We start from the raw sequence: 16,798 nt of genomic DNA, 5'->3' as shown, positions 1-16,798 counted from the left end.
ATGGTGGCGTCGTCATCGGCCGGCATCCGCAACTACGCCATCGTGACGGCGGCCTATTGGGGCTTCACGCTGACCGACGGCGCCTTGCGGATGCTGGTGCTGTTCACCTTCTTCAAGCTCGGCTACTCGCCCTTTACCCTCGCCTTCCTGTTCCTGCTCTACGAGGCAGCGGGCATCGGCGCGAACTTCATCGGCGGCTGGCTCGCCGCCCGCTTCGGCATCACCCGCATGCTGACGGTGGGGCTCACCACCCAGATCACCGGCTTCCTGCTGCTCTCGGCCATGTCGCCCTCGTGGGAGACCGCCTTCCTGGTGGCGTGGGTGGTGGCGGCGCAGGGCGTTTGCGGAGTGGCGAAGGACCTCACCAAGACCGCCTCCAAGTCCGCCATCAAGGTCACGGAGGCGGAAGCGAAGGGCAATGCCGAGGGGCGCCTGTTCCGCTGGGTGGCGTGGTTCACCGGCTCCAAGAATGCCATGAAGGGCTTCGGCTTCTTCCTCGGCGGCGTGCTTTTGGAGGCGTTCGGCTTCCGCCTGTCGCTGTGGCTCATGGCGGGGGTGCTGGCGATCGTTCTGCTCGGCGTGCTGCTCTCTTTGCCGCCGATGATGGGCAAGGCCAAGGCCAGTTCCTCGGCGAAGGAATTGTTCGGCAAGAGCCGGGGGGTGAACCTGCTCGCCGCCGCCCGCGTCGCCTTGTTCGGCGCCCGGGACGTGTGGTTCGTGGTGGGCGTGCCGGTGTTCCTCTATGGCCTCGGCTGGACCTTCCCCATGGTGGGCGGCTTCCTGGCGCTGTGGACCATCGGCTACGGCATCGTGCAGGCGGCGGCGCCCGCCGTGGTGAGCCGCAGCCCGGACGGCTTGTCGAAGGAGGTCCCGGCGGCGCGCTGGTGGGCGCTGGCGCTCGCCTTGGTGCCGGTGGCCATCGCCGTGCTGCTCGCCGCAACCCCGATGCGGCCGGACCTCGTGGTGGTCATCGGCCTCGGCATCTTCGGCGCCGCCTTCGCGGTGAATTCCTCACTCCATTCCTACCTCATCCTGGCCTATGCGGGCTCGGAGAAGGCGGCGGAGGACGTGGGCTTCTATTATGCGGCCAATGCCGCGGGGCGGTTCGCCGGAACGCTGCTTTCCGGCCTGCTGTACCAGATGGGCGGCATCACCGCCTGCCTCATAGGCTCCGCCATCATGCTTGGCATCTGCTGGCTCACCACTTTGCTGCTGCCGACCCAGGCCCGCCTCGCCGAGAACGCAGCTCCGGGCAGCGCCCTGCCGAGCAGCTGAGGCCGATCCCGCTCGCCCTCTCCGCCGCCGGAAGCGACCGCTCTCCCAGGGGATCGCCCCTTTGCTCGATGCCGTGATCCGGGATCGGCGGATCCGGCGTGGCGTTGCAGAGGCCGCGGCCATTGAAGCATCGATGATCAAGGTATAGAATTGCTTCATGCCTGGATCCCCGCGGCCTGCCGCCGTCGCCAAGACGGCGCCCGATTTCCTGAGCCGGACCTATTGGAACGGCACCATCAAGATGAGCCTCTCCAAATTCTTCATCCTGTGCGTTCTGCACCAGCGGCCCATGCACGGCTACGACGTGGCGCGGGCGGTGGAGGCGACGACCAACGGCTGCTGCTCCCCCACCGAGGGCACCATCTATCCGGTGCTGCGGGAGTTCGAGGAGGGCGGCTACGTCACCTGCGCGAACGCGGTGGTCTCGGGCCGCGCGCGCAAGGTCTATTCCCTCACCGACAAGGGCCGCACCGCCTTCAAGGTGGCGGTGGAGGCCTGGATCGACGTCACGCGCTGCCTGGTGGAGGCCAAGAAGATGGTCGAGCGCCCGGCGCCCGGTGACGGGAGCGCCGCGTCGTGCTGCCGCTGAGCTCCGGCCGCGGGCGCGCCGCGCGCCGGGCGCGCGCGACGGCGAGCGCCGGGGCATGAGCGCGGACCTTGCCGAGCCGGACCTTGCCGAGCCCATGGCTGCGCCCCGGGACCCGCTGAGCGGCCGCAGCCTGTTCATCACCGGGCTCGGCATCGGCCAGATCTGCTCCTGGGGATCGCTCTATTACAGCTTCCCGCTTCTGGCGCAGGCCATGGAGCACGAGCTCGGCTGGTCGAAGCCCGAGCTCTACGGTGCCGCGAGCCTCGGCCTCGCGCTGGGCGGCATCGCCGCCTTTCCGGTGGGCGCGGCCATCGACAGGGGACACGGTCGGCTGGTCATGGCGGCGGGCGCCGGCCTCGCCGGCATCGCCCTTCTGGCATGGTCGCAGGTGGACGGGCTGCGGCTGTTTTATGTCCTCGTGGCCGCCATCGGCGTGCTCCAGGCGGCGACGCTCTATGAGCCCGCCTTCGCGGTGGTGGCCCGCCGCGCCGGCACGGCGGGGGCCCGCGCCGGCATCATCGCCCTCACGCTGTGGGGCGGATTTGCCTCCACGGTCTTCGTTCCGCTGATCCAGGCCCTGCTCGACCATGTGGGGTGGCGCGGCACGCTGGTGGCGCTCGGCGCCGTGAACCTCCTGCTCTGCGCCCCGCTCTATGCGGCGGTGATCCGGCCGTCCGCGGACCAGCCGACGTCGCCGGTCCACGCCGCTCCGCTGGCGGAAACGGCGACCCTGCGGCAGGTCATGGGATCCATGGTGCGGCGTCCCACCTTCTGGGCCCTGGCGGTGGCCTTCACGGCCTTTGCCGCCACCTTCTCCGCATTCACCTTCCACCTCTACCCGCTGCTGCTGGAGCGCGGCATCGACACGGCCAGCGTGGTGATCGCCATGGCGATCATTGGCCCGGCGCAGGTGGCGGGGCGCATCGCCATATCCGTCTGGGCGCCGCAGGCGCCGGTGCGCGTCATCGGTAGCGTGGTGGTGGTCGCCTTCCCGCTCTCCCTGCTCGCTCTCGCCTGGATGCCGCCGAGCTTCGCGCTGGTGGCGGGCGTCGCCGTGCTCTATGGCGGCGCGAACGGCATCATGACCATCGTGCGCGGGCTTGCCGTGCCCGAAATGCTGACCCGTCAGGCGTATGGCGCGGTCAACGGCGCGCTGGCGGCCCCCGCCATGATCGCCCGCGCCGTGGCGCCGGCGGGCGCGGCGCTGTTGTGGGCGCAGTCCCAGTCCTACGGCAGCGCCTTGCTGGTCATGGCCGGCGGCGGCGCGGTCCTGGCCGTCGCCTTCTGGGTTGCCGCGCTGCTGTCGCGCCGCGATCATGGCACCACATTCTGAGACCGGATCCATGCCCCTTTTGCTCGACGCTTCTTTTCCCGCGCTCGACGAGAGCCAGTTCGACGTTCCCGATCTGGAGAAGCTCGCGCCCGTTGGGGCCATCGCCCATCGGCCGCGCATCCTCCTGCTCTACGGATCGCTTCGGGAGCGTTCCTACAGCCGGCTCCTGGTCGAGGAGGCGGCCCGCCTGCTGACCCGCATGGGCGCCGAGGCCCGCATCTTCGATCCCACCGGCCTGCCGCAGCCGGACGGCTGCCCGCCGGATCATCCCAAGGTGCAGGAGCTGCGCACGCTGTCCACCTGGTCGGAAGGGCAGGTCTGGTGCAGCCCGGAGCGGCACGGGACCATCACGTCGATCTTCAAGAGCCAGATCGACTGGATTCCGCTCGAGATCGGCGCGGTGCGGCCGACCCAGGGCAAGACGCTGGCCGTGATGCAGGTGAGCGGCGGATCGCAGTCCTTCAATGCGGTGAACGCGCTGCGGGTGCTGGGGCGATGGATGCGCATGGTGACGATCCCGAACCAGTCGTCCGTGGCGAAGGCCTATCAGGAGTTCGACGATGCGGGGCGCATGAAGCCCTCGCCTTATTACGACCGGGTGGTGGACGTGATGGAGGAGCTGATGAAGTTCACGCTCCTGTTGCGCGGACGCACGGACTATCTGACCGACCGCTACAGCGAGCGACGGGAGGCTAGAAAGAAGGCGCAGGCAATGATCGAGGCTGCCGGCATCGCCCCGCCGGAGCGGTCCTGACTTGGCGCAGGGATGCGCCCCTCCAGGGCCGGCGCGCCGCCCGGGCGGGTCCTGAGAGCGCGGACCCGCAGGCGCCAAAGAGGCCGGCCGCAATCCCGCAGGCCGGATCGCGCACGGCGCGCGTGGCCCGCGGCGCTGGCGGGCTTAAGGCGGAGCTGCAATTATCCCCCCCTGGCTAGCGGGAGCGCAGCATCATGGCGAAGAAAGCGCAATCGGGATCGGATCCGTCGCGTCGCGATATCGTCTCCTCGGGTGCCGCCCTGCTGGGCGCCAGCATCCTGCCGAATGTGGCTCAGGCCCAGGGGGCTGAGCCGCCGTCGCCCATCAAGGCGCCCGGCGCCCCGCCGAAAGGCTACAACATCCTCTTCATCCTCGTGGACCAGGAGCATTTCTTCGAGAGCTGGCCGTTCCCGGTGCCGGGCCGCGAGTGGATCAAGTCCCGCGGGATCACCTTCAACAACCACCAGGGCGCATCCTGCGTGTGCTCACCGGCGCGCTCGACCGTCTACACCGGCCTCCACATCCCCCATACCGGCGTCTTCGACAATGCCAACTCGCTGTGGCAGAAGAACATGTCCCTGGACGTGAAGACCATCGGCCACCGCTTGGCCGAGCTTGGGTATCACGCCGCATATCAAGGCAAGTGGCACCTCTCGGTAAACCTCGATCAGGTGACCCGGGCCATCGACGCTCCATTTCCTGAATATCGGAAGATCATCGAGAGCTATGGCTTCGACGACTTCTTCGGCGTCGGCGACATCAACGACACGACGCTGGGCGGATACAATTACGACGACACCACCACCGCGTTCGTGACGCGCTGGCTGCGCACCAAGGCCCAGGACCTCGCGCAGGAGGGAAAGCCCTGGTACCTCGCGGTGAATTTCGTCAACCCGCACGACGTGATGTTCATTAACTCGGATCTGCCGGGCCAGAATATCCAGGGCAAGGGCACGGCCATGCCCATCGCCCGCGCGCCCCGGAACGATCTCTACAAGGCGACCTGGGACCGCGTGCCCCTGCCGAGCACGCGCACCCAGGCCTGGAACGCCCCCGGCCGGCCCAAGGCGCACCACATCTACCAGGAGGTGATGAACGTCCTGGTCGGCATCTGGCCCGACGAGGACCGGCGCTGGCGGGTGCTGCAGGACTATTATTTCAACTGCATCCGCGACTGCGACATCCAGGTTTCGCGGGTGCTCGAGGCTGTGAAGGCCAACGGCTTCGGCGAGAACACCATCATCGTCTTCACCGCCGACCACGGAGAACTCGGGGGTCATCACCAGATGCGCGGCAAGGGCAATTGCACCTACCGCCAGCAGGTCCATCTGCCGCTGATGATCGTCCACCCGGCCTATCCCGGCGGGGTCAGCTGCGATGCCGTGACCTCGCAGGTGGACCTGACCCCGACGCTACTCGCGCTCACGGGCGCCGACCCCGACCGCCTGAAGAAGGCGAGCGCGGGCCTTGCCGGCCGGGATTTCTCGCCCCTCATGAGCGAGCCGAAGAAGGCCGGCGCCGATGCGCTCAGGCCAGCCTCGCTGTTCTGCTACGACATGCTGACCTTCCAGGACGCAAAATGGGCGGTGGAGTTCGACGTCTATATGGACGACAAGAAGGTTCCGCTCGAAAGCCGCTTCGCCAAGCTCCAGGCGAATGATCCCGATTTTTCGAACCGCTGCAGCATCCGCAGCATGTTCGACGGCCGCTACCGCTTCAGCCGCTATTTCTCGCCAGTGGGCTTCAACACGCCGAGCACCGTGGAAGAGCTGATGGCGAAGAACGACCTCGAGATCTATGACCTTCAGAACGACCCGGATGAGACGCGCAATCTCGCCATGGACGTGAAGGCCAATGGCGACCTGATCATGGCCATGAACGCCAAGCTGAACGGGCGGATCGCCGAGGAGGTGGGCGTCGATGACGGCGCCTTCCTGCCGATCCGCGACGGCAAGTGGCACTTCCCGCCCCTCAGCCAGCGCCGCTAGGGCGCGACCCGATCGGGGGCGCGTGGTGGACTGAGCGGGCGTCATCGCCCGCCGAGCAGCAGCCAGGCGATCCCGCAATCGCCAGGACGCGGCCGAATGGTCCGGTGCCCCTCAGGCTGCCGCTTTGCGCGCGCCCGGACGGCGCGGCGGCGGCGGACCTGTCTGCGGCGATGCGACTTTGGCGGCGGTTTGCGCGCTCCTCGGCGCCTTCATCGGGGGAGGCGCCCCCCGCGTGGCCGCACCCACCGCCGCCACCTCGTGCGCCCCGCCGGCCAACGCTCCGGCGTCGCAACGGCTGGCGCGCCAGGTGCTTGGCGGAAAGTTCTGGCGGCCGCGCCCGACGGGAATGAGCACTACGTCTTCGCTATGGCCCTGCGGTGCCGCTTGGGGTTGCAGTTGACCCGCGCCGCCGCGCGCCCCTCAAGCTGCGATCGGATCGGCAGGCGCTTTAGTTTCCCATCGCCGATTTGGTCGCGAAGGCGACAATGATCAGCGCCACGATGACGAGGCCGACCACGACCGGTCTCGGCAGGGATGATGTGGCTGAGGTCGCCGTGGCGCCCTGTGGCAGGACGAGCGCGGCGGCGGCCAAGGCCACGCCCAGGCCTGTGCCGATCCATTCCAGCGTCGCCAGGAGCGTCGACATGGGGTCGGGCGGCACGGGAAAAATACCGCCGAGATCGAGCACGTAGACGCCGACGAAGGCGAGGCCGGCCAGTGCCGACCAGCCATATGCCCTGCCGGCTGCCGTGACGGTGTAGGCCAGTACAAGGCTGCCCAAACCCAGCACCGTCAAGAACACATTGAATGCGCCGAGCACAAGGGAGGGATAGGCGCTGAAATCTCGCGTCTCAACAAATCCCCCAGGAACCATGAGCGCCAAGTTCAGAGCGGATGCAGCCAAGAGCGTTGTGATGATGAGGCGGGATCTGGGCATTCGACCAATCCTTGGATGATTTGGCACTATTCGCTGGCGCGCCGCTGCCTTCGCCTGGCGCAGGCCATGCGGCGAATGATCTGGACCGCTGGTCCAGACCTGTTTGAGCCGACCATTGCGGGCCGGTCAGTCGCGCCGGGGATCGTGTCTGCTTGTCCCGAATTTGGCCGTCAGGATCAGGTCAGGAAACAGGCCGGTCGCAACGAAAGAATGACAACCGGCGGCAATTGGGTTGGTCGCGCACGATCCATCTGGAGCAGGCAAGGTTCGAGCCTTCCACCGTCGCGATCTTCTCGCCGCGCCGCGCGAGCGCGAGAGGGGATCATGAAAACGTCAGCGAAGCGAAGTTACTTTGTTCAAGCTCCCCGCTGATTGTAGGAACGAGGAAAGGACGGCTGAAGATCGCCCCTCCCGCCAGGCTAAACCAACCCGGTAGGGTACAGGTGTGCCGGTTCCAGCAAGGTCCCTGAAGATCACGCCGTCACGATTCGAGGATCGGAATAGTTCGGGCACCAAGGCCACGCCAAGGCCGGTGGCGACAAGGCCGATGATCGTTTCCATCTGCACGGCCCGTTGTGCGACACGGGGAGCAAAGCCCGCTTCGGCACAAGCCCGCAGGATTGTGGCGTAGAGACCGGGGCCTTCTCCGCCGGGGAATAGAACCCAAGATTCGTTTGCCAGCGAAGCCAACGCGAGCGGAGATGAAGGCGTCAGAGCCAACGGATGGTCGGCTGGGATAGCCGCTATTAGACGGCTCTCCACCAAGAGTCTCGTCGAGACATGTGCTTCTGCGCCGGCCGGGACCGGTAGAGCGGCAATACCGACATCCATGCGCTCGGCCATGAGCGCCGCGATTTGCCGCGCTGTGGTCGCTTCCTCCAACTCCAGCACGACCATCGGATGGGTTTGCCGGAACGCGGCGACGATGTGCGGCACCAGATGGCGCACGGCGCTGGCGACGAAACCGATCCGAAGCGTCCCAATGGAACCTTTGCCAGCGCGCTTCGCCATGGCGACAGCACGTTCGGCTTGAGCAATGGTCCTTAGTGCTTCCTGGCGCAGAACTTCGCCTGCGGCTGTCAGACCGGTAATCCTGTTGCTGCGTTCGAACAGACGCACATCAAGCTCTTTCTCCATCTGGCGAATGGCCGCCGTTAGGGGCGGCTGGGCCATGTTCAGCCGCTCCGCCGCACGGCGGAAGTTCATGGTCTCAGCGACCGCGAGGAATTGCTGAAACTGGCGCAGGCTAAGCATGTGATATATTTATCGTATCAAATAGAAATATCAACCGCGTCCGACATATCACTTCTGCTGCTCCATTCTGACGCGGTTTGTTAATGTTCGAGGACGTGAAGTGACGGAAAAGCAAGCCGCAATCGTGACCGGAGGCACGAGCGGCATAGGGCTCGGCCTCTCGGAAGCCCTCATCAGGGCTGGATATGCCGTTGTTGTCGTTGGCCGGGATCAAGAACGCCCAAGGGAAGCGGTGAGAACGCTCGGTTCGGCAGCTCAGTGGCGGCGCGCAGATGTCGGCTGCCGCGCGGACGTGGAAACGGCGTTCGCTGATTTCGATCGCATGGACGTTCTTGTGAACGCAGCGGGATTCATTCGTCCCGTGAGTCTCGCGACGTCGCTTCGCGAAGGTGGCCGTTCGGTCGGGGAAGGAAGCGGGAAGCCAATCCCCAATTGCGCCTTGCTGCGGCGTGCGGTGATCGGCGGCATCTGCATAACTATGGCGCAGACCATAGCCGCCGATTGCGCGCGCAGCGCGATAGTCTGGGACTGAACTGGCGGGCCGTGCGAGACCCTGATGAGAACTACATCTACGCTATAGCCCTCTAAAGCACGATTAGTTTGGGATAGTTGTGTTTCGCTACGATTTTCTGCGGTGTCGATCCCAACGCTCGTGCTCCTATTCGGCGCCGACATCAAGCCTGCCGGCAGCCTGTCGCTGGCAGCGATCCTGTTGGTCTCGGCGGTCAAAGTCTGGCGGCACGCCTAGCTGGCAAGCGCGACGAAAGCCGAGCTAGGCACCAGCGGAAACGCCGTTTGGTATCAATTGACATGTTACTGTCGTTACAATATTCATGAGACATGACATCTCAATCATGGCTCCTCCTTACCTACAAGGTTCCGCCTGAGCCGGCTTCCAAGCGCGTCGCCATCTGGCGGCGGCTGAAAGGCATGGGCGCGGTCTATCTGCAAAACGGCGTCTGCTTGCTCCCGAAGACGGACGACCATGTACGGCGCCTGAAAATGCTGGAGAACGACGTCGCCGAAGTGGCTGGCGAATCGGTCCTGCTGGAAACCGTCGCGCTCGACCGTGGCCAGGAAGAAAAGGTCGTCGGTCGCTTCAAAGCCGACAGGGACGAGGCCTACCGCGAGTTCATCGACAAGTGCGACGACTTCGAAAAAGAAATCGCCAAGGAAACGGCGGCGGAGCACTTCACCTATGCCGAACTGGAAGAAAACGACGTTGATCTGAAGAAACTCAAGGGCTGGCTCGAGAAGATCCGCAAGCTCGACTTCTACGGCGCGCCCGTGGCGGCTGAGGCGGCTGAGCGGCTGAAAGCCTGCGAAGCTCTGCTCGATACATATGCGCAACGCGTCTTCGACGCCCATGACGAGAACAAATGAAAGGGGCGCCCGGTGACGCTGACCATCCTGACCTACAATACGCTTTTTGCCGGCCGCGACGGCGTTGACGATCGCCGGGCCGCGGCACAGATCGAGCTAATCAGCGGCATCAAGCCCGACGTCTTCCTGATGCAAGAAGCAAAAGGGTTCGATGCCGCAGGCGGCGCGCTCTTACACGCGCTCGAAGCCAGGATCGGCATGCGCGGCTTCCTCGCAGTCGCGCCGCGCACCGGGCAGAACGTCGCGATCTTCATTCGCGAACCGCTCAAGCCGATCTCCTTCGAAGCGGACAGCGCCAATTTCCACCATGCGTTGGCAACGCTCAAGGTGAAGCTGCCAGGCGCCGAGCGGCCCTTGACGCTGATTAGCACTCATCTCTGCCCGAATGGCCCGGCAATCCGCCGGCGCGAGGCCGCGCATCTCGCGGTCCAGGCCGCGCCGGATACCCTCGCGCTTCTCACCGGCGACTTCAATTCGGCCTCGCCGCACGATCCCGAGCCGGCGGGGTTCGACGAACTGCCGGCTCACCATCGCGCCCGTTATCTCGCCGATGATCTGAAGGGGGCCGACCGAAGCGTGCTCGCCCATCTTGAGGCGGCCGGGTGGGTCGATGTCGGCCATGTCCTTGACGAGGCGATCACGCCCACCGTGCCGACGGCCGGGTTCGTAGGCACGGAGTTCGCGGCGATGCGCTGCGACTATGTGCTGGCAACAAAGGCCATGGCGGCAGGCGCTGCCAGCTACGAGGTCGTCCGCACGCCTGCGACGGACATGGCGTCGGATCACTATCCCATTGTCGCAACCTTCGAGGTGGCGCCATGACATTGAAAACGGAAGCCACCGTAACGCCCCCCAATATCGAGCCAAAGGGCTGGCTCAACCGGACCGTGGCCGGTGCGGGGATCACCAGCGCGCTGGGGGATTTCTGCTACGAGACGACGACGGTCATCCTGCCGGGCTTTCTCGCCGTTCTGGGCGTGCCGGCGGCGGCGCTCGGCATCATCGAGGGCATTGCCGACGCCGTGGCGAGCTTCACCAAGATGATCGCCGGCTACATCGCCGACAAATTCGGCCATCGCAAGCTGCTGGTGCTGGTCGGCTATGGCCTGACCCCGCTCGGCCAGGTGCTGATCGCGCTTGCCGTCGGCTGGCCGCTAATCCTGCTCGGGCGCATCGTGTCCTGGTTCGGCAAGGGCCTGCGCGGCCCGTTGCGCGACGCCATCGTCATCCAGTCGATTGCGCCGGATACCCGCGGACGTGCCTTCGGCTTCCATCGCGCGATGGACACCATCGGCGCGGTCGCCGGACCGCTGCTCGGCGTCGCCTTGCTCGGCTGGGCGCAGCATCTCCAGTGGGAGACGGCCGCCGGGCCATTCCGGCTGGTGTTCTGGTTGACGCTCATTCCCGGCCTCCTCGCGGTGCTGGCGTTTCTGATTCTCGTTCGTGATCCCGAGCAATCGCCGAACCCGGGGCTGAAGTTGTTCTCGACGCTGCGGGACCTGCCGGCGCGCTTCAAGCGCTACCTTGCCGCGGTCGGCATTTTCGGGATGGGCGATTTCTCGCACAGCCTGCTCATCCTGGCCGCAACCCAGATGCTGACGCCTTCGATGGGCGTGATCGAAGCCGCCCAGGTCGCGGGCCTGCTCTATGTCTGGCGCAATATCGTCCAGGTCGCGACTTCCTATCCGATCGGCGTGCTGGCGGATCGCTACGGCCAGCGCAGCGTGCTGATCGCGGGCTATAGCTTGGGCGTGCTCACTGCGGCGCTGACCGCGTACGCTTTCGCCACTGGCGCAGGCACCGTCGTGATGCTTGCCGGGATCTTCTTCGTTGCGGGTCTCTATGTTGCCGTTCAGGAGGCCCTTGAATCGACCGTGACCGCCGAGATGGTCAGCCAGGATACGCTCGCGACGAGCTATGGGGCGCTCGGCACCGTCAACGGCGCAGCGAAGTTCGTATCCAGCGCGGCCGTCGGTGCGTTGTGGACCGCTGTGTCGCCGGTCTTCGCCTTCGCCATTGCGGCGATCCTGATGGTCGCGGGCACTCTCGCCCTCATTCGTGCTCGATAACGGATCGGTTGACTGGTGGTTCTTACGCTGAAGCTCGGCGTTGACGAATCTAGCAGGATGCGGGGCGGGCGCTGGACCGACTTTGCGGACAGGAATCCGCGAGCTTGTTCCCGGCAGATATTGTGGCCCGCAGGAGTTCCGGGAAATCAAGAGATCGTCCGGTGTAGCAAGTCGAGTCCGCCAGGCGACGGATACGGAGCTCGCTCGAAGGTGGCGCAGCGTCGTCAGGACAGCGCGTAAATCATCAGGTCGGATGAGTTCCCTGATCGTCTCTGCTGCCGATGGCATGTTGCTGGAAAAACCCCTGGGGCTGGCTGGATATTTTCCCGGCGCAGCGGCAGCCAAAGAATGAGGTGGCGATCCGGGAAATCTGAGACGACCTTACCTCCCAAGAATCCGACATCGCGGGGTCGAGAGGCTCCCACTGCCGACTGATATTGCCTGCGACATCCACCTCCAGGAACGGGTTGACGACCGTGCTGAAGACGTCGCCGTCTTCCCTTCGGGCGTAGACGATAAACGCATCGCAGAGGTGAAACACGGCCTTCTGGCCGAAACCAAACTTGCCGATCGCGGCATTGTCGGCGGCTTTGCTATCGCGCCAAACGACGTGATTCCGCTCTCGTCCTGCTTGCGGAAGAAGCCATCATTCGCGACCAGAAGACCCGGCCCGCGCAGCAGCGGATTCACCGCGTTTGGCCAGCTAGGCAGCACGTCGAGCCTGAATCGTTGGGCTTCCGCGTCGTCGGCGTTTTGCAGCAACTCCTTGAGGATCGGATACCCGGAATCGTAGCGATCTTGCAGATTGCTCTTGATCTGATTGACGATCGAGATCGGGGAGATGCGAAAATCAGGCATTGGCGCAGCGCACTTTCCGCGTTCCGCCTGTGCCCGAATCGACGTTGGTGCTCCTGGCCTCCAGCACGGCGAGCGCACGGCCCTGGCGGTCGAACGGCGCGTAGTCCGCCTTACCGCCGTCATCAAGCGCATATTCGAAGCGCACGCTGCGGCCGTTGGTGAGCGACCAATCGGCGTCCTTCAGAAGCTGGTCTATCTTGACGTGCTCGAGCGTTTCATTGGCCACCTTTCGATGCCCCCTTGGTCGCCGTTTCCCCGTTTTCCGTGCGTCCAGATTGCACGGAAAGCCGTTCATATTCTTCTACCGAGACGACCACCACAACGCCGCGCCCGTGCTTTTCGATCAGCACCGGCTCCGCACGCGCGGTGTCGATCATCAGGCCAAAGCCGTTCTTCGCTTCGCGCGCCGACATGGTTTTCATGGCCGAATCCTGAGCCGATCCATTGCTCCATTTAGGGCGAAATAGCTCTTTTCGGCAATGGCAACTTAGTCAGGAGAACCTGCGTCTGCGCGGCGTTGCCGCGCGGTGGCGGGCGGCGCTGCGATATGTGGGGGTCTCCGCGCCGCCCGCCATCGGTCACGTCTCATCGTGCCGGTCCTGCATGGCGGCAAGATTCACGCCGTGACGTTCAGTCTCGAACGCCATCTTCCCGAGTCTGGTCCAGACGCCGCGTGCCCGTTCGCCGTCCCCGCTCTTGAGCTTTTCGGCCATCCAGATCATCGCGCCGTAGATGGTGGCGCGGTCGTCGCCAGTGAGTTCGACAACGCCTGCCTTGACGACGAGGCCGCCGAGTTCGATCAGATGCCGCGTGCGCTTACGGCGCTCGACCTGCCAGGTGCGCACGTCACGCCGCGCCCGCGCCGCCTGATGCCGGTTGAGCGCTGTCCGATTGCGGTTGAGCGCCGCCAGCGTCGCGGTGAGGCGCTGGCACAGATCGCCGCGCCCGGCTTTGAAAGAACGCGGCCCCGCGCTTGGCCCATGCCTCCCTCTTTCCGGCGTCCCTGGTTTCGGCCAGGACGATCAGCGCGCCCGCCAGTTCGTCGGCGGTCAGCGCGTCGGCTCCGGTCGAGATGACGAGCTCGCCGAGCTGCTGCACCTTACGGGCTTTCAGGTCCCGCGCCTTGTCTTCGAGCGCCTTCAGTTCCGCGTCGTAGTCGCGTGGCTTGCGCATCATGTCCTCCATCAGTGACGATGAAGGAAGCGTAGTTGAGTGGGCGCGTAATGCAGTAATGTTGCCGGGACGGGCTGAATTGGCGCGAGCATTCCCGAGAAATTAGTTTCGAGGGCGCGCTTATACGTCGTTCCGACGTGCGCTTTAGAGCAGTATCTGGTCGGTCGCCATGGCGATCTACCACTTCTCTGTTCAGGTCATCGGACGCGCGGCGGGCCGTAGCGCGGTCGCAGCCGCTGCCTACCGCTCGGCATCGCGGTTGCGCGACGACCGGCTGGACCGTGACCATGACTTCTCGAACAAGCCGGGCGTCGTCCATTCCGAGGTCATGCTGCCGGAGAACGCGCCCGAGGAATGGCGCGACCGCGAAAAGCTTTGGAACGATGTCGAGGCGTTCGAGAAACGAAAGGACGCCCAGCTTTGCCGCGAGGTGGAGTTCGCCATTCCCCGTGAGATGACACAGGCCCAGGGCGTCGAACTGGCCCGCGATTTCGTGGCGCGGGAATTTGTCGATCAGGGCATGATCGCGGACTTCAATGTGCATTGGGACATGGGCGCGGACGGCCAGCCCAAGCCCCATGCCCATGTGATGCTCACCATGCGGTCGGTTGACGAAAACGGTTTCGGCCCAAAGGCCCGGGACTGGAACCGTACCGAGCTGGTCGAGCAATGGCGCGAGCGTTGGGCCGATCACGTCAACGAGCGGCTGGCCGAACTCGACATCGACGCGCGGATCGACCATCGCAGCCTTGAGGCGCAGGGCATCGGTCTTGAGCCGCAGACCAAGATCGGCGCACCGGCGCAGCGCATCGAGGCCGCCGGGATCGAGGCCGACCGCGCCGAAGATCACCGCCGCATCGCCCACGAGAACGGCGCGCGGATCGTCGCCAATCCCTCCGCCGCGCTGGGCGCGATCACGCAGCAGCAATCGACGTTCACGCGGCGCGACATGGCGATGTTCGCGCACCGACATAGCGACGGGATCGACCAGTTCAACGAGGTCGTTGGCGCGATGCGCAGCGCGCCCGATCTGGTCGAACTCGGCAAGGACGATGCCGGGCAGGACCGCTTCACCACAAGCGACATGATCGAAGCGGAACAGCGCCTGCATCGTGCCGCCGCGATGATGGCGGAACGGGAACGTCATGAGGTCAGCGGCAGGAACCGCGAAGCCGCATTGGCCCGCGCGGCGGATCGCGGCCTTGTCCTGTCCGGCGAGCAGGCCGATGCCTTGGCTCATGTCACGGACCGACGCGATCTTGGCATTGTCGTCGGCTATGCCGGAACGGGAAAGAGCGCGATGCTGGGTGTGGCGCGCGAGGCTTGGGAGGATGCCGGTTACACCGTGCGCGGCGCGGCCCTGTCCGGTATCGCGGCCGAGAATCTGGAGGGCGGATCGGGCATTGCGTCCCGCACCATCGCCAGCATGGAGCATGGCTGGTCGCAGGGCCGCGACCTTCTCACGTCCCGCGACGTTCTGGTGATCGACGAGGCGGGCATGGTCGGCACGCGGCAGTTGGAGCGCGTGCTGTCCTATGCCGCCGACGCTGGCGCGAAAGTCGTCATGGTCGGCGATCCGCAGCAGTTGCAATCCATCGAGGCGGGGGCGGCGTTCCGCTCGATCCACGAGCGCCACGGCGGCGCGGAGATCGGCGAGGTGCGACGCCAGCGTGAGGACTGGCAGCGCGACGCCACCCGCGACCTAGCGACCGGCAGAACCGGCGATGCGATCCATGCCTATGACAATCACGGCATGGTCCATGCCGCCGAAACACGCGAGCAGGCGCGCGGCGACCTGATCGACCGCTGGGACCGTGACCGGCAGGCCAGCCCCGACGCCAGCCGTATTATACTCACCCACACCAACGACGAGGTGCGGGAATTGAACGAGGCGGCCCGCGACCGGATGCGCGACGCAGGCGAACTTGGCGCGGACGTGCATGTCGCCGCCGAACGCGGTGCGCGGAACTTCGCACCCGGAGACCGCATCATGTTCCTACAAAATGAGCGCGGCCTTGGCGTGAAGAACGGCACGCTCGGAACCGTCGAGCAGGTCAGTCCGCAGAGCATGACCGTCCGCGCCGACGATGGGCGCAGCATCTCGTTTGACCTTAAGGATTACGACCGCATCGACCACGGCTATGCCGCCACCATCCACAAGGCGCAGGGCATGACCGTGGATCGCACTCATGTCCTGGCAACGCCGGGCATGGACGCCCACGGCAGCTACGTTGCCCTGTCCCGGCACCGCGACGGCATGGACCTGCATTACGGCCACGACGACTTTATCCATCGGGACCGGCTTGTCAGCGCCCTGTCGCGCGACCGGGCCAAGGACATGGCGAGCGACTACGAATCCGCCCGCGACTATGCCGCGCGGCGCGGCATCACCTTCCGCGAGCGGGTGGAACGGGTTGTCGAGATCGTCCGCCAGGTTCCCGAAAAGGTGCGCGGCATCTTCGATGGGCTGCGCCTGCCAGCCGAGGGCGGACAGGGGCCGGAAAGGAAGGTGGAGGAAGACCCGGAGGCGGCGTTGCGCCGCGCCCGTGGCCGGGCGCTCGTCCGTCATGCGCGCGCCGTGGATGCGATCTTCGCGGCGCAGGAACAGGGCAACAAGACCAGCCCCGATCAGATCAGGGAATTGCAGGAGGCGCGCCAGCGGTTCGAAGAGGTGCGCCCCTACGGCTCGCACGACGCCGAAGCCGCCTACAAGAAAAACCCGGAGCTTGCGGCGGAGGCGGCGTCCGGCGACGCCCGGCGCGCAATCCGTGCCCTGCAACTGGAAACCGAGCTGCGCACCGATCCCGGCCTGCGCGCCGACCGTTTCGTGGAACGCTGGCAAAATCTCCATAGGGCCAGCGACGAACGGTATGCGGCGGGCGACTATTCCGGTCACAGGGCCGCGCGGGCGGAAATGGGGAACATGGCGCACAGCCTCGAACGCGACCCGCAGATGGAGTCCCTTCTGGCAGGCCGCAAGCGCGAACTCGGCATCTCATTCGATTCGGGAATGGGCGTCGGCCGCGACCTCACCCTCACTTTCGGGCTCGGTCGGGGCCGGGGTCTCGGACTGTAGAACCATCCTATTTTCCGCCGCCTCTTCGCCACAGCCCTACGACGCCTAACTATCTATTGCACAACAATAAATCCTTGCCATTGCCTGTCCTGGCAGTCCCACAAACAGC

17 protein-coding genes and 1 pseudogene are annotated in these 16,798 nt (G+C 65.5%); 11 read left to right on the top strand and 7 right to left on the bottom strand.

Annotated features, from left to right (window positions below):
* The 5 genes from arsJ (at position 1) to ABLE88_RS05285 (ending at position 5,939) form a co-directional block, all read left to right on the top strand.
* Positions 1 to 1,275, top strand: coding sequence for an organoarsenical effux MFS transporter ArsJ (gene arsJ, locus ABLE88_RS05305; protein ID WP_348830399.1), 1,275 nt, complete (start codon positions 1 to 3; stop codon positions 1,273 to 1,275).
* Positions 1,276 to 1,432: 157 nt separating this feature from the next.
* A complete protein-coding gene (locus ABLE88_RS05300) occupies positions 1,433 to 1,864 on the top strand; it encodes a PadR family transcriptional regulator (protein ID WP_348830398.1) in 432 nt (143 codons plus the stop codon).
* Between the two features lie 55 nt (positions 1,865 to 1,919).
* Positions 1,920 to 3,197 carry an MFS transporter gene (locus ABLE88_RS05295; RefSeq protein ID WP_348830397.1) on the top strand — a complete coding sequence of 426 codons (1,278 nt, stop codon included), beginning with the start codon at positions 1,920 to 1,922 and terminating at the stop codon, positions 3,195 to 3,197.
* A 10-nt stretch (positions 3,198 to 3,207) separates the two neighbouring features.
* Positions 3,208 to 3,951 carry an arsenical resistance protein ArsH gene (gene arsH / locus ABLE88_RS05290; RefSeq protein ID WP_348830396.1) on the top strand — a complete coding sequence of 248 codons (744 nt, stop codon included), beginning with the start codon at positions 3,208 to 3,210 and terminating at the stop codon, positions 3,949 to 3,951.
* A 194-nt stretch (positions 3,952 to 4,145) separates the two neighbouring features.
* The gene (locus ABLE88_RS05285; protein WP_348830395.1) at positions 4,146 to 5,939 is read left to right on the top strand and encodes a sulfatase family protein; all 1,794 of its coding nucleotides are present in this window, start codon (positions 4,146 to 4,148) and stop codon (positions 5,937 to 5,939) included.
* 448 nt (positions 5,940 to 6,387) lie between these two features.
* Here ABLE88_RS05285 and ABLE88_RS05280 read toward each other — a convergent pair whose 3' ends face one another.
* Both ABLE88_RS05280 and ABLE88_RS05275 read right to left on the bottom strand, forming a co-directional pair.
* Positions 6,388 to 6,876 carry a DUF8051 family protein gene (locus tag ABLE88_RS05280; protein ID WP_348830394.1) on the bottom strand — a complete coding sequence of 163 codons (489 nt, stop codon included), beginning with the start codon at positions 6,874 to 6,876 and terminating at the stop codon, positions 6,388 to 6,390.
* Between the two features lie 333 nt (positions 6,877 to 7,209).
* The gene (locus ABLE88_RS05275) at positions 7,210 to 8,130 is read right to left on the bottom strand and encodes a LysR family transcriptional regulator (RefSeq protein WP_348830393.1); all 921 of its coding nucleotides are present in this window, start codon (positions 8,128 to 8,130) and stop codon (positions 7,210 to 7,212) included.
* 100 nt (positions 8,131 to 8,230) lie between these two features.
* Between ABLE88_RS05275 and ABLE88_RS05270 the strand changes: the two genes are divergently transcribed.
* From ABLE88_RS05270 to ABLE88_RS05250, 5 genes and pseudogenes are all read left to right on the top strand, one after another.
* The gene (locus ABLE88_RS05270; protein ID WP_348830392.1) at positions 8,231 to 8,662 is read left to right on the top strand and encodes an SDR family oxidoreductase; all 432 of its coding nucleotides are present in this window, start codon (positions 8,231 to 8,233) and stop codon (positions 8,660 to 8,662) included.
* Between the two features lie 108 nt (positions 8,663 to 8,770).
* A pseudogene (locus ABLE88_RS23800) lies at positions 8,771 to 8,843 on the top strand (sulfite exporter TauE/SafE family protein); the annotation flags it as partial.
* A 127-nt stretch (positions 8,844 to 8,970) separates the two neighbouring features.
* The gene (locus ABLE88_RS05260; RefSeq protein ID WP_348830391.1) at positions 8,971 to 9,513 is read left to right on the top strand and encodes a Chromate resistance protein ChrB; all 543 of its coding nucleotides are present in this window, start codon (positions 8,971 to 8,973) and stop codon (positions 9,511 to 9,513) included.
* Positions 9,514 to 9,525: 12 nt separating this feature from the next.
* Positions 9,526 to 10,335 (top strand): endonuclease/exonuclease/phosphatase family protein, encoded by an 810-nt coding sequence (locus ABLE88_RS05255; protein WP_348830390.1) that lies wholly within the window; start codon positions 9,526 to 9,528, stop codon positions 10,333 to 10,335.
* Positions 10,332 to 11,582 carry an MFS transporter gene (locus ABLE88_RS05250; RefSeq protein ID WP_348830389.1) on the top strand — a complete coding sequence of 417 codons (1,251 nt, stop codon included), beginning with the start codon at positions 10,332 to 10,334 and terminating at the stop codon, positions 11,580 to 11,582. Before ABLE88_RS05255 ends, ABLE88_RS05250 begins: the two co-directional genes overlap by 4 nt.
* Before the next feature lie 381 nt (positions 11,583 to 11,963).
* On the opposite strand, the gene ABLE88_RS05245 is transcribed toward ABLE88_RS05250, so the two are convergent.
* The 5 genes from ABLE88_RS05245 to ABLE88_RS05225 form a co-directional block, all read right to left on the bottom strand.
* Positions 11,964 to 12,440 (bottom strand): hypothetical protein, encoded by a 477-nt coding sequence (locus tag ABLE88_RS05245; protein WP_348830388.1) that lies wholly within the window; start codon positions 12,438 to 12,440, stop codon positions 11,964 to 11,966.
* On the bottom strand, positions 12,433 to 12,666 hold the full coding sequence (locus ABLE88_RS05240; RefSeq protein WP_348830387.1) for a hypothetical protein: 234 nt from the start codon (positions 12,664 to 12,666) through the stop codon (positions 12,433 to 12,435). The genes ABLE88_RS05245 and ABLE88_RS05240 overlap by 8 nt, the downstream gene beginning before the upstream one ends.
* Positions 12,656 to 12,862 (bottom strand): type II toxin-antitoxin system Phd/YefM family antitoxin, encoded by a 207-nt coding sequence (locus ABLE88_RS05235; RefSeq protein WP_348830386.1) that lies wholly within the window; start codon positions 12,860 to 12,862, stop codon positions 12,656 to 12,658. The genes ABLE88_RS05240 and ABLE88_RS05235 overlap by 11 nt, the downstream gene beginning before the upstream one ends.
* A gap of 156 nt (positions 12,863 to 13,018) precedes the next feature.
* On the bottom strand, positions 13,019 to 13,285 hold the full coding sequence (locus ABLE88_RS05230; RefSeq protein ID WP_348830385.1) for a conjugal transfer protein TraD: 267 nt from the start codon (positions 13,283 to 13,285) through the stop codon (positions 13,019 to 13,021).
* A gap of 1 nt (position 13,286) precedes the next feature.
* Positions 13,287 to 13,613, bottom strand: coding sequence for a conjugal transfer protein TraD (locus ABLE88_RS05225; protein ID WP_348830384.1), 327 nt, complete (start codon positions 13,611 to 13,613; stop codon positions 13,287 to 13,289).
* A gap of 169 nt (positions 13,614 to 13,782) precedes the next feature.
* Here ABLE88_RS05225 and traA point away from each other — a divergent pair, with 169 nt between their 5' ends.
* Complete coding sequence (traA, locus tag ABLE88_RS05220; protein ID WP_348830383.1) at positions 13,783 to 16,689, top strand: Ti-type conjugative transfer relaxase TraA; 2,907 nt, start codon at positions 13,783 to 13,785, stop codon at positions 16,687 to 16,689.
* The last annotated feature ends 109 nt before the right edge of the window (positions 16,690 to 16,798 follow it).

It is taken from the genome of Xanthobacter luteus, assembly GCF_040049235.1.
In the GTDB taxonomy this organism is placed as follows: Bacteria; Pseudomonadota; Alphaproteobacteria; order Rhizobiales; family Xanthobacteraceae; genus Xanthobacter.
Note: the sequence above shows the minus strand (reverse complement) of the source record. Positions and strands in the feature narration are given on the sequence as shown.